This is a genomic window from Mycobacterium sp. P4_H6 (genome assembly GCF_056400845.1).
Genome location: NZ_JBFUKN010000009.1, coordinates 1 through 16,278, shown reverse-complemented (window position 1 = coordinate 16,278; position 16,278 = coordinate 1). Strand labels below are relative to the sequence as shown.

General features: G+C 65.8%; 16 protein-coding genes. 9 read left to right on the top strand and 7 right to left on the bottom strand.

Annotation, left to right across the window (positions count from 1 at the left end; genetic code table 11):
* Nucleotides 1-18: 18 nt before the first annotated feature.
* From AC1DTF_RS05685 to AC1DTF_RS05675, 3 genes are all read left to right on the top strand, one after another.
* Nucleotides 19-618, top strand: a complete 600-nt coding sequence (locus tag AC1DTF_RS05685; RefSeq protein ID WP_477473363.1) for a TetR/AcrR family transcriptional regulator — start codon at nt 19-21, stop codon at nt 616-618.
* A 117-nt stretch (nt 619-735) separates the two neighbouring features.
* Nucleotides 736-1,593 carry an enoyl-CoA hydratase/isomerase family protein gene (locus AC1DTF_RS05680; RefSeq protein ID WP_477473362.1) on the top strand — a complete coding sequence of 286 codons (858 nt, stop codon included), beginning with the start codon at nt 736-738 and terminating at the stop codon, nt 1,591-1,593.
* Complete coding sequence (locus AC1DTF_RS05675; protein WP_235570613.1) at nt 1,590-2,399, top strand: MBL fold metallo-hydrolase; 810 nt, start codon at nt 1,590-1,592, stop codon at nt 2,397-2,399. Before AC1DTF_RS05680 ends, AC1DTF_RS05675 begins: the two co-directional genes overlap by 4 nt.
* Before the next feature lie 15 nt (nt 2,400-2,414).
* Here AC1DTF_RS05675 and AC1DTF_RS05670 read toward each other — a convergent pair whose 3' ends face one another.
* Nucleotides 2,415-3,287 (bottom strand): alpha/beta fold hydrolase, encoded by an 873-nt coding sequence (locus AC1DTF_RS05670; RefSeq protein WP_477473361.1) that lies wholly within the window; start codon nt 3,285-3,287, stop codon nt 2,415-2,417.
* 197 nt (nt 3,288-3,484) lie between these two features.
* Between AC1DTF_RS05670 and AC1DTF_RS05665 the strand changes: the two genes are divergently transcribed.
* A complete protein-coding gene (locus AC1DTF_RS05665) occupies nt 3,485-4,519 on the top strand; it encodes a nitronate monooxygenase (RefSeq protein ID WP_477473360.1) in 1,035 nt (344 codons plus the stop codon).
* 46 nt (nt 4,520-4,565) lie between these two features.
* Nucleotides 4,566-4,952: a GatB/YqeY domain-containing protein gene (locus AC1DTF_RS05660; RefSeq protein WP_477473359.1), complete on the top strand. Its 387-nt coding sequence runs from the start codon at nt 4,566-4,568 to the stop codon at nt 4,950-4,952.
* Nucleotides 4,953-4,955: 3 nt separating this feature from the next.
* On the opposite strand, the gene AC1DTF_RS05655 is transcribed toward AC1DTF_RS05660, so the two are convergent.
* The gene (locus AC1DTF_RS05655) at nt 4,956-6,509 is read right to left on the bottom strand and encodes a DUF222 domain-containing protein (protein WP_477473358.1); all 1,554 of its coding nucleotides are present in this window, start codon (nt 6,507-6,509) and stop codon (nt 4,956-4,958) included.
* Nucleotides 6,510-6,663: 154 nt separating this feature from the next.
* On the opposite strand from AC1DTF_RS05655, the gene AC1DTF_RS05650 reads away from it, so the two are divergent.
* From AC1DTF_RS05650 to AC1DTF_RS05640, 3 genes are read left to right on the top strand one after another with little or no spacing between them, the layout of a single operon-like run.
* A complete protein-coding gene (locus AC1DTF_RS05650) occupies nt 6,664-8,013 on the top strand; it encodes a cryptochrome/photolyase family protein (protein ID WP_477473357.1) in 1,350 nt (449 codons plus the stop codon).
* A gap of 26 nt (nt 8,014-8,039) precedes the next feature.
* On the top strand, nt 8,040-8,495 hold the full coding sequence (locus tag AC1DTF_RS05645) for an SRPBCC family protein (RefSeq protein WP_477473356.1): 456 nt from the start codon (nt 8,040-8,042) through the stop codon (nt 8,493-8,495).
* Nucleotides 8,496-8,516: 21 nt separating this feature from the next.
* Nucleotides 8,517-9,290: a hypothetical protein gene (locus tag AC1DTF_RS05640; RefSeq protein ID WP_477473355.1), complete on the top strand. Its 774-nt coding sequence runs from the start codon at nt 8,517-8,519 to the stop codon at nt 9,288-9,290.
* 2 nt (nt 9,291-9,292) lie between these two features.
* On the opposite strand, the gene AC1DTF_RS05635 is transcribed toward AC1DTF_RS05640, so the two are convergent.
* The 5 genes from AC1DTF_RS05635 to AC1DTF_RS05615 form a co-directional block, all read right to left on the bottom strand.
* Nucleotides 9,293-10,492, bottom strand: coding sequence for a cytochrome P450 (locus AC1DTF_RS05635; RefSeq protein ID WP_477473354.1), 1,200 nt, complete (start codon nt 10,490-10,492; stop codon nt 9,293-9,295).
* Between the two features lie 9 nt (nt 10,493-10,501).
* Nucleotides 10,502-11,290 carry a spirocyclase AveC family protein gene (locus tag AC1DTF_RS05630; RefSeq protein ID WP_057165338.1) on the bottom strand — a complete coding sequence of 263 codons (789 nt, stop codon included), beginning with the start codon at nt 11,288-11,290 and terminating at the stop codon, nt 10,502-10,504.
* A 124-nt stretch (nt 11,291-11,414) separates the two neighbouring features.
* Nucleotides 11,415-12,293 carry a mycofactocin-coupled SDR family oxidoreductase gene (locus AC1DTF_RS05625; RefSeq protein ID WP_477473353.1) on the bottom strand — a complete coding sequence of 293 codons (879 nt, stop codon included), beginning with the start codon at nt 12,291-12,293 and terminating at the stop codon, nt 11,415-11,417.
* A gap of 17 nt (nt 12,294-12,310) precedes the next feature.
* On the bottom strand, nt 12,311-13,579 hold the full coding sequence (locus AC1DTF_RS05620) for a cytochrome P450 (RefSeq protein ID WP_477473352.1): 1,269 nt from the start codon (nt 13,577-13,579) through the stop codon (nt 12,311-12,313).
* Between the two features lie 181 nt (nt 13,580-13,760).
* Entirely contained in the window at nt 13,761-14,837 is a 1,077-nt protein-coding gene (locus AC1DTF_RS05615; protein WP_477473351.1) for an NAD(P)H-dependent amine dehydrogenase family protein, read from the bottom strand.
* 119 nt (nt 14,838-14,956) lie between these two features.
* On the opposite strand from AC1DTF_RS05615, the gene AC1DTF_RS05610 reads away from it, so the two are divergent.
* Nucleotides 14,957-16,210: an MFS transporter gene (locus AC1DTF_RS05610; protein ID WP_235570611.1), complete on the top strand. Its 1,254-nt coding sequence runs from the start codon at nt 14,957-14,959 to the stop codon at nt 16,208-16,210.
* Nucleotides 16,211-16,278: the final 68 nt, after the last annotated feature.

The following is a 16,278-nucleotide window of genomic DNA, read 5'->3' as shown; positions in this document are numbered from 1 at the left end:
GCGACGTAGACTGCGGGCGTGGCTGAACAGACGGGGCGCACGGTACCCACGGCCGTGGCCGGGAAGCTCTATGCGGCAGCCGAGCTCATCGCCACCAAAGGCCTGGAGAACACCAAGATCGAGGAGATCGCGGCGGCCTCCGGTGTTCCGAAGGCCACCCTGTACTACTACTTCACCGGCAAGGACGACATCCTCGCCTTCCTGCTGCGGGATTCACTCGGAGAGCTCGCCGACGAGGTGGCACAGGCCGCCGACTCCCCCGGCCGCGGCAGCGACCGGCTCGCCGCGGTGATCACCGCCCAGATCGCGCACACCATGAAACGGCCGGGCACCAGCCGGGCGCTCGTCGGCGACCTCGGGCGTGCCATCAGGCTGCCCGAGCTCACATCGGCGGTCCAGCAGGCCTTCTACGAACCGCTGGCCCGGGTACTGCAGGCCGGCGCCGAGGACGGTTCTCTCAAGGTGGTCGGCGACCCGCAGAGCGATGCGATCAGCATCTTCGGCGCCATGATGATGACGGCGCTGTTACACAATGTCATCGCATCCGAGAAGACCGAACACGAAGTCGCACAACAGGTCATCGACCTCATCATGAACGGTCTCGCGCCGACGCAGTGATGTCGGGCCGCGCTCTTCCGGTTATCCCCCAGTGTGGATGGACGCCAGCGGCATCGACGGGTGTGGCGGCCAGGCCCAGTATTGAGCCAGCACCACTCGCCGTCGAGAGGAACCGTCATGACCGCCTCGGTACACACCCAGCAGATCGTGCTGACCAAGCATTCACCGGCGTATTGGCGGGTGACGTTCACCAACCCGCCGCTGAACATCTTCGGCCCGGAGACGCTGCCGCAACTCGATGCAGTCGTCACGGCCCTGGAGACCGACGACCAGGTGAAGGTCGTCGTCTTCGACAGCGACGTCGACGGGTTTTTTCTGACCCACTACAACTTCGTCGCGCCGCTGGAGGACTCGACGAGCTACCCCGCCGGCAAAACCGGCCTGCAGGCGCTGCCCGACATGCTCGTGAGGTTGAGCCGCGCATCGGTGGTCTCGATCGCCGCGATCCGCGGCCGCGCCACCGGGGTCGGCAGCGAACTGGCCCTGGCCAGCGACATGCGCTTCGCCAGCCGCGAGAAGGCCATCCTGTCGCAGTGGGAGGTGGGCGCCGGCCTGGTGCCCGGAGGCGGGCCGATGGCTCGGCTGCCGCGCTTGATCGGACGCGGACGCGCGCTCGAAGTGCTGCTGGGAGCCGACGACATCGACGGTGAACTGGCCGAACGGTACGGCTACGTCAACCGCGCGCTCCCCGACGCCGAACTGGACGCCTTCGTCGACGCGCTGGCCACCCGGATCGCGTCGTTCGACAAGCAGGCGCTCGCCGAGACCAAACGCCTGGTGAACATCAACAGCCTGCCGTCCGATGAGGAGATCGCCCCCGAATGGGATGCCTTCCTCGGCGCACTGCAACGCCCCGCCGCGCAAGCCCGCATCCAGACCCTCTTCGAACGCGGATTCCACCAGCCCGGAGACGTCGAGACCCGCCTCGGCCATCACGTAGGTCTGCTCGGCGCCGACCCGGCCCCGGCGCGATGACCGCGATCGGGGCGGCGCGCCACGATCTGGCGATCGGTGTCATCGGTGGTCCCACGGTGGTGATCGATTACGGCGGAACGCGTTTGGTGACCGACCCCACCTTCGACGAACCCCGTGACTACGGTGCGATGGCCAAGCTGACACCACCGGCCGTGCCGGTTTCCGATCTCGGGAACGTCAATGCCGTGCTGCTGAGCCACGACGATCACAGCGACAATCTCGATATCGCCGGCCGCGAATGGGCGACCACCGCGGTGCCGCTGATCATCACCGGCCCGGGCGCCGCTCGTCGGCTGGGGTCACCCGCCATCGGTCTATCGACCTGGCAGACAACCGAACTTGATCGTGCAGACGGTCAGGGCACCATCACCGTCACCGCCGTGCCCGCCGTACACGGGCCGCTGGACGGCACCCGCGATGACTCCGGGCACGTCAACGCCGAGGTCACCGGTTTCATCCTGCAGTCCGAGGCGCTTCCGACGGTGTATGTCAGCGGTGACAACGCCTCGATGCTGCCGGCCAGTCAGATCGCGCAGCGCTTCCCGGCAATCGATATTGCCGTGCTCTTCGCCGGCGCATCGCGGCTGGCGACGAAGAATCAGGGCCGTCCCCTGACCTCGACCGGACCTCGCGCCGCCGATATCGCCACCGTGCTGGCGGTCCCCCGGGTGGTGATCGCGCACATCGAGGGTTGGTCGATCTACAGCGAGACTTTCGATGACGTCCGCACCGCATTCAGCGAGGCCGGTATCGCCGACCGCCTCGTTCCCTACAGCGCCGGCAGGTGGGCGTTGCCGGCTCCCTGATGACGGGCCGAGGGTTCAGGAATCGAGAAAGGCCAGCAGCTGCTGCGTCATTTCCTCGGGCCGTTCCTCGTAGAGCCAGTGCCCGCAGTCGCCGACAACGATGGCGGTGACGTGATCGGCGTATTCCCGGACCTGCGTCCCGACGAACTCCCCCAGGCTGCCTTCGGCGCCGACCGCCAGGACCGGCATGCCGAGCTTGGTGTTCTTCGTTTGCGCGGTGGCCGCCATATCGAGTGGAAGGGTGCGAAACCAGGCGAGGTTCGCCCGGAGGTGCGCGGGCTCGCTCAGGTAGCCGGCGTAGACGGCGATGTCCTCGGCGGTGACAGAGCCCTTGACCACTTCGAGGGCGTCGGTGAACTTGCTGATCCAGAGCGCTTCTCGCCCCGCGATTATCTCTTCGGCAAACCCGTTCATCAAACTGAAGAACCCGAAGTGCCACGCGCCCGGGCCCTGAGGGGTCAGAGATTGAAAGCTGTAGATGCTCTCATCCGGGATCGGCGCCTCACTGAGAACCAGCTTGTGCACGTCGTGGGGATGGGCGGCGGCGTAGGCGTAGGCGACCATGGTGCCGATGTCGTGGCCGACCAAGCGGATGTCCGCGTCATGGCCGAGCTCGACGAGCAGGCGGTGAATATCGTCGGCCAGGGTCGTCTTCTCGTAGCCGGTGGGCGGCGCATCACTGCGGCCCGCTCCGCGCAGGCTGGGCGCGATTACCGTGTAATGCTCGGCAAGCGCCGGCATGATGTGACGCCACTCGTACCAGGTCTGCGGATAGCCGTGCAGCAGAACCAATGTCGGACCGGACCCACCGATCGCGTAGTCGATTCCGACGTCGCCCACCGACACCTTGTCGCGGGTGAAACCGTCTGGCAGAGCTTCGTTCGGCATCGGCGTCTCCGGCCACTAGGTGGACGGATCGGTCCGTCTGCTGCGGACAGTACCCGCTCCTGCCGCAGTGGGAGTCTGTGTCTCCTGACAGGGAGGAAACCAGTCCTGCCGCGGCGGATGGCTCAGACGGCAGAATCGTTTCACCAAAGGCCACATCCGTCAGAATGGCCTACCAAGGCCTATATCGAGGAGCAGCCATGACGACACCGAAGAACTCCGCACTGGCCGGCCTCGGTCTGACAATCCCGCTGATCGCCGCCCCGATGGCCGGCGGTGCCACCACGCCCGCCATGGTGATCGCGGCGTTCCGCGCCGGCGCGCTCGGGTTCCTGGCGGCCGGGTACAAGAGCGCGCAGAACCTGGAATCCGAGATCGCCGCGGTGCGTGACGCCTCGATCCCATTCGGGGTCAACGTCTTCGTACCCAACGCCGTCCCCATCACCGACGAGGCGTACCGCCACTACGCGGATGCGCTGCACGCGGAGGCGGACCGATTCGGGCTCACCTTGCCCGCGCATCCCGTCGATGACGATGACGCTTTCGGCGCCAAGATCGAGGTGCTGTTGTCGAACCCCGTCCCGGCGGTCAGCTTCACCTTCGGGCTGCCGGGCAACGATGTCATCAGGGCCCTACAGAAGGCCGGCACGGTGGTCATCCAGACGGTGACCACGCTGCCCGAAGCCGAACTGGCGGCCGAAGCGGGCGCCGATATGCTCGCGGTCCAGGCCAGCGTCGCCGGAGGCCATTCCGGAACGTTCACCCCGGACCGGATGCCGGCACCGGTGCTGATCGGAGATCTGATCGGGCAGATCAGCACCGGCGTGGGCCTCCCCCTGATTGCCGCGGGCGGTCTGGCCACACCGGAAGCAGTAGCCGGCGTCCTGGATGCCGGCGCGGTGGCCGCCGCCGTGGGCACGGTGCTGCTGCGCGCCGACGAAAGCGGCGCGTCGGCAACCCACAAGGCCGCGCTGATCGATCCGTCGCGCACCGAGACCACCCTCACCCGCGCGTTCACCGGACGTCCCGCGCGCGGCCTGCGCAACAGCTTCATCGACCGTTTCGAGCCGATCGCTCCGCTGGGCTACCCGGCCATCCACCACCTGACCAGCCCACTGCGTAAGGCCGCCGCTGCTGCCGGAGAGGCCGATCTGGTGCACCTGTGGGCGGGCACCGGTTACCGGCATGTGCGCGATGAGTCGACCGCAACGATCCTCGCGGCGCTGGCCGGCTGAAATTGCTTGCACGCGCTTCGGTCGGTCGTACACAGTGGACGGGGTGATGACGACGCAATACGGCAGTGCCGACGATCTACGGGTCGCGATGAGACGTGACCTCGTCGTCGCACTCAAGGCCCGCGACACCGAGACCGTCGCGGCGTTGCGGACCGCCATCGCCGCGATCGACAACGCCGAGGCGGTCGACACGAGTGCGCTGCCCGCTTCTGCTACGGACGGGCCGGTGGCCGGCGCGACGGCCGGACTGGGCTCCAGCGAGGTTGCGCGGCGCGTCCTCACGGTCGCCGATATGCAATCGGTGGTGGGCGCGGTCGTCGCCGAGTACCTCGACGAGGCGGAACGCTACGAATCCACCGGCCACGGCGAGGCTGCCGAAGTACTGCGCCGCCAAGCGCGGGTGTTGCGCGACTATTCGGGTGATCCCGACTGAACGTCAGTCATCCTCAGGTGGTCTGAGGAGATCTTCCGGGTGATGGAAGTAGTTGAGTGTTGGCTGGCCGGTGTCCAGCAGCGGCGGTGGGTGCCAGTGGATGCGGCCGTTTGCGTCGATGCTGTTGGTCCATCCGGTTTCGTAGGCCAGCCGGTTGTCCCATCCACAGCCGAGCCCGAGGCCGGTGATATCGGTCCGGCCGCCGGCTTCCCAGTCCAGCTCGGCGTGCATTCCCTGACAATCCGCGCCCGCCGCCGGGCAGCCGGGCATGGTGCAGCCCCTGTCCCGAGAGATCATCACCAGCCGTTGCGCCTTATTCGCCAGCCGTTTGGTGCGGCCGAGGTACAGCGGCTCGGCGGTGTGGTGCCGGTAGACCAGCAGGTAGTGGTAGGCGTGCTCGGCGAGCCGGACCAAGTCCCGAATCGGCATCCTCGTCCCGGCCGAGGTGGTCGCAAGTCCGGCACCGGACTGCAACTCGGCCAGGGTGGTAGAGACGACCACGGTGACCGGTAATCCGTTGTGCTGACCGAGTTCTTTGGACATCAGCGCGTTACGCACGACCGCTTTGAGTGCATCATGGTTGCGCTGGGCGGCGGAGCGGTCATCCCGGGACGCCGCACAGTCCGGCTCGACGTCGAGCAGCGCACGGCGCTCGTCCAGCGCCTCGTCGGACACGGCGGATTGTTCGGCGTCCTGTGCGGGGACTGTCACGGGCTCGGGCGCGACAGTCGGGTCGTCGGGCCCGGCCGGCGGCACCACCAAGGAGTCCGGTGCCGGCAACTCATCGCTGTCCTGGAGTGGGTTGGGTGTCGGGTTGTTGATCGGTTCCGTGTCGGCGGGATTGTTGACCCCTGGTGCGCCCCAGACCTGGTTCACGGTTTTGAGGTAGGCGCCCAGTTCCGGGTCYACCCATCCGGTGACCCGGATCAACCCGTCGGCGTCCTGGCGTCCCAGGGTGATGCCGCGTGTGTGGGCGGCGACATCCGGGCTGTCACCGTCCTGGTTGAGGACGCACAGTGCGTAGGTGGCGACTTCGCGCAGAGTCCGCGGGCAGATCCCGGTCGCCGCGTCGACCAGATCTTGTTCAAGCTGTGCGCATTTCGACGGGGTGGCGTACTTGGCCGCGGCTGTGACCGCGCCCCGGATTTCGTCGACATGGCCGCTGTTGATGCTGCCCTCTGCCAGCGCCGCCGCACACACCGCCAATTCCGGGTCCAGGGTCTGGCCGTCCATGCTGTAGCGCGGCCCTAGGTCGCGAGCATCCCGAACCCGGCGCTGCGCCTCGGCTTCTGAGATCCGCAACCGGGTGGTGAGAATCTGGACCCAGGTGCGCGCTCCGACGTCTTTCGGGGTCGCCTGGGCCTGCAGTGCGGCCAAGATCCGATGGTCCACGGCGGCCGTGGTGCGGGCGCGGTGTTCGCGGCGGGTTTGCAACGCGAACAATTCGGCTGGATCCATGCGGGTGAAATTCAGTTCGGCCAGTCGCTCGCAGGCAGCGTCGTAGGCATCGAAAGCTGCCGTTACGGCCTCTCGATCCGCCACTGCATTCGCAAGCATGTTCGAATTCTACCGCCGAAAGGTGACGTCCGGATCGGTTATCCACAGCGCTGAAACCATCCACAGATCTGCTGAAACCACTGGCGCACAGCGTTTTCAAGGAGTAGGGGACGCGCGGAGTTTGGCCGTGGCGCAATCGGGGCAGAATAACCGGATGCCGTCCGTGTTGTGGTTCCGTCGTGATCTCCGGTTGACCGATCTGCCCTCGTTGTTGGCCGCCGCAGACGGTGACGGCGATGTGCTCGGCTGTTTCGTGCTCGACCCCCGACTGGAGGCGTCCTCCGGTCCACGGCGTATGCAGTACCTCGGCGACAGCCTGCGCCACCTGCAAGGCCAGCTGGACGGCCGGCTACTCGTGGTCCGCGGACCTGCCGAGAAACAGATTCCGTTGATCGCCAAGGATATCGGCGCGGATGCAGTGCACATCTCCGGTGACTTCACACCGTACGGCCGACGTCGCGACGAACAGGTGCAGAAAGCGCTCGGCGGCGTCCCGTTGGTGGCGACCGGTTCGCCTTACCTGGTGTCTCCCGGGCGGATCCTCAAGGACGACGACAGCCCCTACAAGGTCTTCACCCCGTTCTTCCGCCGGTGGAATGAACACGGCTGGCGGGATCCCGCCACCTCGACCGCGAAATCGGCGCTCTGGCTCGATCCTGCGGATCTGTCGCACAAGACGTTGCGACCTGTACAGATTCCGGACCCGGGCGCGGATATGGACGTCACCGCCGGCGAAGCCGCCGCCTTGGAGCAGTGGAAGAACTTCGTCGAAGACGACCTGCAGAACTACGAGGAGGACCGCAACCGCCCCGACCTTGCCCGCACCAGTCGGATGTCCGGCCCGCTGAAGTTCGGCACGATCCACCCGCGCACCATGGCCGCCGACCTCAACGCGCGCCGCAAGGGTGATGCGGCGTACCTGCGCGAGTTGGCATTTCGCGACTTCTACGCCGACGTACTCAACCACTGGCCCCGCAGCGTCTGGTGGAACTGGAACGCCGACTTCGATGCGATCGAGATCGACGACGGGTCCGATGCCGAGCAGTTGTTCGCGGCGTGGAAGGCCGGCGAGACGGGCTTTCCGATCGTCGACGCCGGCATGCGCCAGCTGCGAGATTCCGGCTTCATGCACAACAGGGTCCGGATGATCACCGCCTCATTCTTGGTCAAAGACCTGCACCTGCCCTGGCAGTGGGGTGCCCGTTGGTTCCTGGAGCAGCTGGTCGACGGGGACATGGCGAGCAATCAGCACGGGTGGCAATGGTGTGCGGGCAGCGGCACCGATGCCGCGCCCTACTTCCGGGTGTTCAATCCGACCACGCAGGGGCAAAAGTTCGATCCCGCAGGCGATTACATCCGGCGCTGGGTTCCCGAACTGGTCGACGCCGACGACCCGCACCTGAAGAAGGGCCAGCGCCCGCAGGGCTACCCGGAGCCGATCGTGGATCACAGCCAGGAACGGGCCGAGGCTCTGCGCCGCTATCAGGCGATCACGGGCAAATGATCTGGTGGCACTGATACGGTCGCGCTATGCGTGATTCCGCCACAGTTGTCATTGATGTCCCTGCCATCGATGTGTGGAACGTGGTGTCCGATATCCGCAACACCGGCAAGTTCTCCCCCGAGGTCTTCGAGGCGGAGTGGCTCGACGGAGCAACCGGACCGGCGCTCGGCGCGAAGTTCCGCGGGCACGTCAAGCGCAACGAGATCGGACCGATCTACTGGACGACCTGCCGCGTGACGGCCTGCCAACCGGGCAAGGAGTTCGGCTTCGAGGTCCTCATCGGCGATCGCGCGGTCAACAACTGGCATTACCGATTCGAGCCCAACGGGGCGACGTCGACGAAGGTGACCGAATCCTTCTTCCTGCCGCTCCCGGCATTGGTGCGACCGTTTGAGCCGCTGTACTTCCTGCGCCGCCGCCGCAACGTCCGGGACATGACCACGACGCTGAACCGCATCAAGGATTACGTCGAACAAGGCTGACCGCGCAGTGACGCTTCGATCATGGGGACCGTCGCTGGCAGAGCCTTCGTAGTGCCCGCCTCGACGGGCAACAGCGGCGCCGGCATCGACGGAGATGTGAACAACTTCCGCGCGAACTCCCGGGCGAGAGCATCGACGCTGTTGGTTGCCGTCTCCGCGGCTGACGGTGCACCGGTCGACGGTGCGGCGAAGCGGATCACCGCGCGGCTGCCCAACTGGTTGCGGGTGGTCATGTACTACGCGGGCAACAACGACGGACCCTGGCGGGAATTGCCTGCGGTTCTGCACGTGCCGGTGTGGATCGACACGAGTACCCGCCAGATCGTGGCGCTCGACATCGACGGTGCCGCTGCCGAACTGGCGGGATACCGTTCGGTGGGTCGCACGACCTGGTGGGATGTGGGCGCAGCGCTCCCTGATCTCTGGGCGGTGCTCATCCTGCCTTTCGTTGCCGTCCGCGCGGCGCGAACCGCCAGGCGTGCGGTGCGAAACCTGGTCAACCACATCCGCAGCATCGGGGACCCGGTTCCGATACACCGCGAGGTCGCCCCGGCGGAGCTTGAGATGCGCCGCCGTACCGCCGTCATGCTGCGGTATGCGCTGGAGCGAGACCCCGAGCAGCATAGAAGGATTCGTGAGAGCGCACTACAGGGCGGTCCGACTATCGCCCAGGCGACCCGGGCCGGCAGCTATCCCCCGGCAGAGTTCGACTCCTGGCTGATGTTCCAGCACACGTCCGGGGTGATCACCGATGAGGAGGCGCATGGCTTCCGCGCCGAAGCCGGCCGCAGCTGAACTCAGCGGGTGCGGACCGGTAACTGTGCCCAGCCGCGCACACTCGAGGTATGTGCGCGGCGCGCATTGTCATAGTCGACATCCCAGTCGGTCCAGCGCTTGAGCACCTCCTCGAACGCCACCCGCGCTTCCAGGCGCGCGAGCGCCGAACCCAGACAGAAGTGGATGCCCTGACCGAAGCCCAGATGCGGTGCCTTGCGGTGGATGTCGAACCGGTCCGGGTCGTGGTGTCGCGCAGGATCCCGATCGGCGGACGCGTTGACCAACAGCATGTAGGACCCCGCACTGATGGTCTGGCCGTAGTGTTCGACATCGCGGGCCACGTAGCGGGCCTGAACCGGTGACGGCGGCTCGAAACGCAGCGTCTCCTCGACGGCGCCGGGGATCAGCGACGGGTCGGCAACGAGCTGACTCCGCTGCTCGGGATGCTCGGCGAGCAGCTGCCCCATCGCGCCGATCAGACGCGCGGTGGTTTCGTTACCCGCTCCGGCGATCATCGCGGTGTACGCCAGCACTTCACCGCGTTCGAGCTTGCGACGGTTGCCGCCGGCCTCCTCGATCTCGGCGTTGAGAAGTTCGGTCATCAGGTCGTCGGAGGGGTGTGTGGCCCGCCATTCGATGTACTCCGCGAACTCGGCGATCGCGTCCTGGAAGATCGACGGGCTGATATCGCCATCCGGGCTAGAGTCGACGGTGATCCGGGTGTCGTTGCGGTCACGGATGAGTTGTTGGGCATCCTCGGGGATGCCCAACAGGTAGCCGATGGTGCGCATCGGCATGATGGCACCCAGGTCGACGACGAAGTCGAAGCGACCTGATCCGACGATCGGATCCAGGGCGCGCGAACAGAATTCGCGCACCAGATCCTCGACCGCCAGCATTCGCCGGGGTGTGAACACCCGCGACAGCAGCTTGCGATGCAGGTCGTGCAGCGGCGGGTCCTCGAAGAGCAGAATGCCGGGCGGCACTTCGATACCGCTGAACAGAATGTCGGCGGTGGTGCCGTGGCCCGATCGATACGTCTGCCAGTTCGGCAGTGCCGGAGCGACATCTTCGTAGCGGCTCAGTGCGTAGAAGTTGTACTTCTCGTTGTAGTACAGCGGCGCCTCGTCGCGCATCCGCTTCCAGATCGGATAGGGATCGTCGTCGATGTCGTTGTCGAACGGGTCGTAATACAGCTCGACACTGGGATCAATAGTCACAGCGGAGACCTATCTTGGCTGGTTGGGTACACCGGGAAACAACTGTTCTGTCGGACCTGAGGTGACGTGGCCACCGAGCTTCGTTGCCAGGTGCGGGGCGAATACGGCGCCGTAGGCGAGATGCCCGGCCACGATCATGGCCGCGACGGACAACAGGGCGGATCCGGTACGACTCTTCGACCGGTTGTCCGACCACACCTCAACGACATTGCGGCCCTGCCCGTCGGTACGCCCGAGCAGATAGGTGAACACCATCATCTGCACCGCCATGGCGATGGCGTCGTAGATCGGGTACTGGTACCTGGTGCCCTCGAAGATCGCGAGCCCCGGAATCACCAAGCCGTAGTAGAAGACTCCGAACCGCGGCCCAAAGAAGGCATTGAAGAACAACGCCCAGCAGAAGCCGACGAGCAACCCCACGACGAGCAGGGTCTGCGGCCTCCGCCACCCGAACCGTCGGATCACCCACCGGCCGAGTGCGGCGCCGATTACCGCGGGCAACACGAAGTAGGCGATGTAGCCGATCGGCACCGCCGATGGCAGTCCGCCGCCCCAGGTGAAATTCATCGGCCACCATGACGGCATGCGCGGGAGTGCAGGCGGGAACTGCGCGTACATCGCCCAGTCATACGGCGCTTCGATCCAGGAGAACGAAATGGCCGAGATGGAAACCAGCAGCAGAGGATGCAGGCGGCCACGCCGGTAGCTCAAGTACACCCCGTACGCCAGGAACAGCGCTCCCCCGATGTAGGCAAAGGAGAGGCCGACAACGAGGGCGGGCGTCAGCTGGGTGTTCATCGATCACTCTCCCGAGGGCCGTTGCCTCGTGCTTCGGGATCGAAATACCAGACGAGTCCGAAGATCACCATGATCAGTCCGAACAGCGTTCCGAGCATGATGAGTTGTCCCACGACACCTCCCCCTAGCCGCCAGGTCCGTTGGGCCACTTGAGGAGTGATCCGGCATCCACCCGGATGTGTTGGCCGGTGATGTAGCGGCTCTCGTCGCTTGCCAGGAACACGCCCAGGTTGGCCATGTCCTCGGGTTCGATGTACGGGATGGGCATCGCCTGGAACAAATTGAACAGCGGCTCGGCGTCCTCCCGGGTGGCGATCTTGCCCTCCGCCTTCAGGTCGGGGCGGAACACCCCGTACATGCCCTCGTTCTGCAGCAGATGGGTGTTGCAGTTCGTCGGGTGCACGGCGTTGACCCGGATCATTCTCGGCGCCAGGTGCAGACACATCTCATCGACATATTCCATGACGATGCGCTTGCTCCAGCCGTACCCGGCGCCGCCGGGCCCCATGTCCGGGCTGGTGGTGGTGCCGCGAATCATGCCCGCGGTGGATCCGGTCACGATGATCGACGCCCCGTCGGGCAGGTGTGGAATGGCCACTGCCACAGTGTTCATCACGCCGAGCAGGTCCACATCGGAGGCATCCACGAAGCCCATCGGGTCGGGGTTGCCCATGGCCATCGGGAGGATGCCGGCATTGGCGACGACGATGTCGATCTTTCCGAAGTCGGCCACGCCCGCCTCGACCGCATCGCGCAGTTCGTGGCGCTCACGCACATCGGCGATCCGGGCCAGTATCCGTCGGCCCAACCCCTTGACGCAACGTTCGGTCTCGGCGAGATCGTCGGGAGTGGCCAACGGGTAAGGGTTGGACGGGATGTCGCGGCAGATGTCGACGGCGATGATGTCGGCGCCTTCTCGTGCCATCGCGATCGCATGGGCACGGCCCTGCCCCCGAGCGGCGCCGGTGATGAAGGCGGCCTTGCCTTCGAGTTTTCCGGGCATCTTTTCTGATCCTCTCGTCAGGCTGCCGGCGTGAAGGTGATGTGCAGGTCGCTGAGCCCGCGCATGATGAAGGTGGGCTCGTATCCGTAGCGGCGGTCCTCGGCGGGGCCGTGATGCTCCTCGGAGATCGTGATGTCGCGCATGCGGTCCAGGATCCGCTCGAGCGAGATGCGGCCCTCCGCTCGGGCCAGCGGCGCCCCGGGGCAGGAGTGCGCGCCGCGGATGAAAGCGATCTGCTCACGCACGTTGGGTCGATCGGTCTGGAATTCATTGGGATTAACAAACTTTCGGGCATCCCGATTGCACGCTCCCGGCAAGACCATGACGGTCGTTCCCGCTGGGATGTCGACGTCGCCGACCGTCGTGGTCGTGCTCGCCATCCGGAAATGGGATTTCACAGGGCTCTCCAGCCGCAGTGTCTCTTCCAGGAATGCCGGGATCTTGCTGCGGTCGTCGCGCAGCAGCTTCTCGAAACCGGGGTTGTCCCCGATGAACCGTACCGCCGAACTCACCAGCTTCGTCGTCGTCTCGGTGCCGGCGGCGAACAGGAACGTCGACAGGTTCATCACATCCTCGATATCGGGTGTCGACCCGTCCTCATGCTTGGCCTGCGCGAGTTCGGTCAGCACGTCCTCGCGGGGTGTTCGTCGGCGATCCTCGATGTAGCCGAAGAACTTCTCGTTCAGCCACTGCAGTGGGTTGTGTGTGGTCGGCGCTTCCTTGCCGAGTTCGCCGACGGTCTCGAGCGCGAAGACCGCCTTGAATTCCTCATGGTCCTGCTCCGGCACCCCCAGCAGATCAGCGATGACCAGCAGCGAGAAGGGCTTTGCGTAATCGGCCAGGAACTCCGCACTCCCCCGCGCGAGGAACGTGTCGAGCTGTCGGTCGGCGAGCCGCCACATGAAGTCCTCGTTCTCCTTGAGGCGTTTCGGTGTGATCAGCCTGCTCAACAAGCCGCGGGTGCGGGTGTGCAGCGGCGCATCCTGCGAGGTGATGTGTTCGGCCATCGGTACCTGATTGCGGTGCTGCTCGATGAGCTCGCTGACGTCATCGCTGTCGCCGGGTCCGAACGGTAGGCCGGCGAACGGACCGGCCACCGAGTTGCACGACGAGAATGCCGGGTTCTTGTACACCGCGAGCGCTTCGTCGTAACCGGTGATCGCCACGACGTTGAACGGTGTCGCCGGTGCCACCGGACTCTTCGCGCGCAAATGGTCGAAGTACGGGTAGGGGTCCGGCACCAGCGACTCGTCGGTGAAGTAGTCCACTGTGTCGAAGTCGGTCACCGCACGCTCCTGATCGATTCGGTGGCAACAGCCATGAAACCTAAAGTTTGTTACGCAGCACCCTAATGGTTGTTCCGCTGTGCGGTCAACGACTGAACTGACGTGGGGTTTGCGGTCTAACGCATCCACAGGACCACGGGATCGACCAAATATCGGGTTTCAGCGAGGCTGCCCGCGGGACTCAACTCCAGAGYAGGCCACGCATGAGCGTGGACTGTGGGATGTCCTCGACGGCGATCACTCCGGCCGGCGCATCGCACACCCAGTCGATCGCGTTCACGACGCGTGCCGCCGTGGAGATGCAACCGGCATCGGTGGGATCGAGGACCGGGTGTGACAGGTGGGTGTTGAGTTCCACGCGGGGATCACCATCGACGACGACCCGGTGCACCCCCACATGACCGTCCGGTGGAAAGTCCCACTCCGGCGCGGCCGCGGTGGTCAGGCGGTTGACGTGCTCCAGGGTGATCACGGTGCGGCCGTCGAGCACTCCCTCGGTGGCGAACCGGATGGCGGCCATCTGGCCGGGCCGCACCGACATCATGGTGCACTCGATGGGCTCCGGGGTGAACCACCGTTCGGTCCGCTGCCGGACCTCGTCGAGCGTCACACCGAGATTGGCCGCCAGCCCACGCACCTGCGGACCCCACAGCGATTCGACCACGCCGGGAAGCAGGAGTGGGGGTGGCTCGTCCGATTCGGCTGTACCGAACCCCATTGATGCACCGGTGAATTCGGCATCGTCGTAGTTCCCATAGTCAAAGATCTCCTGCACGGTGATGGTACTGACGCGGGTTGCCAGACTCGCCGCCGTGTGGACGAGGGTGTCCCCGGAGTAGCCGGGGTCGATCCCGTTGATGTAGAGCGAGGCACTGCCCGCCTCGCATGCGGCCTGCAGGGGCTCCTTCACCCAGCTCTCGGCGTGACGTGGCGCCGCCATCCAGACCAGCGAGGTGCCCACGACGTTGATCCCGGCGCCGAGAAACCTGGTCAGCTCGTCGATGGCCTGCACCGGCCGGGTCTCGGCGAGCGCGGTGTAGACGACGCAGTCCGGTGCGAGGTCGATGAGTGCGTCGATGTCGTCGGTGGCGATGACGCCGGTCGGCGTCGGCAGGCCGCACACGTCGGCGGCGTCGCGTCCGATTTTGTCCGGTCCGGACGCATGCAGCCCGACGAGTTGCATATCGGGCCGCCCGATGAGGGCCCGCAGTGCGTGGCGACCGACGTTGCCGGTGGAGAACTGGACCACTCTGCGCATGGATGGCTCCTCGAAGCTTGTCCGAATGTCAACCGAATTGCTTACAGTACCTATGACGGCATGAGTGGCGAGGCACTATCCGAACGTCGCCACCCTGCCGCCGGGCTGACACTTTCGGTGTGACACGTAACGTGAGCGGCATGAGCTACCTCGGTGAGCTTCGGACCAACTGGCAGCCATTGGCGGCGGCAACGGCCGGTTTGAGTGCCGGACTGAGCCTCAGCGCGTACACCAATGCCGCCATGGCCCCGGAGTTCCTGCAGGAATTCGGCTGGAATCGTTCGGATTTCGTGTTGACCGGTGTCATCACCTTGCTCACCTTCGTGTTCCTGCCCATCTACGGTCGCCTCACCGACCTGTTCGGCGTCCGTCGTATCGCCTTCATCGGCGTCATCGGACTCCCCCTGTGCTGGGCCGGCTACGCGTTGATGTCAGGGCCCATCTGGCAGTACTTCGCGATCAACGTCGTGCTGATCGGTCTGGGTGTCACGACGACCCCGGCCATCTACAGCCGAATCGTGGCAACCTGTTTCGACAAGGCACGCGGTCTGGCGCTGGCCATCGCGATTTCCGGCCCACCGCTGCTCGGTGCGGTCGGCGCGCCGGTGCTCGAGGTCATCAACCGCGCCTACGGCTGGCGGGTGGGCTGCCTGGCGGTCGCCGTGACGATCGCGGTGATCGGCAGCCTCGCACTGTGGCTGATCCCGGCAGGCGGGCCCGACGCCCGGCGCACCCGGCGAGAAGGCGAGACCGGCAAGGACTACCGGCTCATCGGGCGCACCCCGGTGTTCTGGATTCTGTTGGCCGGCGTGCTGCTGTGCAACCTGTACCACACCGTCACCACCACCCAACTCGGCGTCGTCCTCGGCGATTCACTCGGCGCCGGAGGCGAGGTCGCGTTGCTGATCTCCATCTTCGCCACCGCAGTGATCGTCGGGCGATTCGTGTGCGGCGTTGCGCTGGACCGCTTTCCGGCGCAACGGGTGGCGGCCCTCGCGATGGCACTGCCCGGCCTGGGATGCCTGTTCATTGCCTCCCCGTGGGACAGCTTCACGGTGCTGGTCGTCGCGGTCTGCTGCCTGGGTGCAGCATGGGGCGCCGAAGGCGATGTCATCGCCTATCTGGTGGCCCGGCGTTTCGATCTGACCCTGTACAGCACCGTGCTGAGCATCCTGTCCGCGGTCATCGGGGTCTCCTCGGCGCTCGGCGCCTTCATCCTCAGCAGGACATTGCAGGTGAGCGAGAGCTTCAACGGCTTTCTGGTGTTCACCGGTGTTGCCGCGTTCGCCGGCGGTGCCTTGTTCTTGCTGCTGGGCAACCAGACAGCCGTTGCCGAGACCGCCGAGGCCGGCGAGCAGGTGCAGCCGGGTTAGTCCCCGGCGGGCCGGCAGACGCCGACCGGCAGCGGCGAGTGGTGTAACAGGTTGAGGCTGGTGGATCC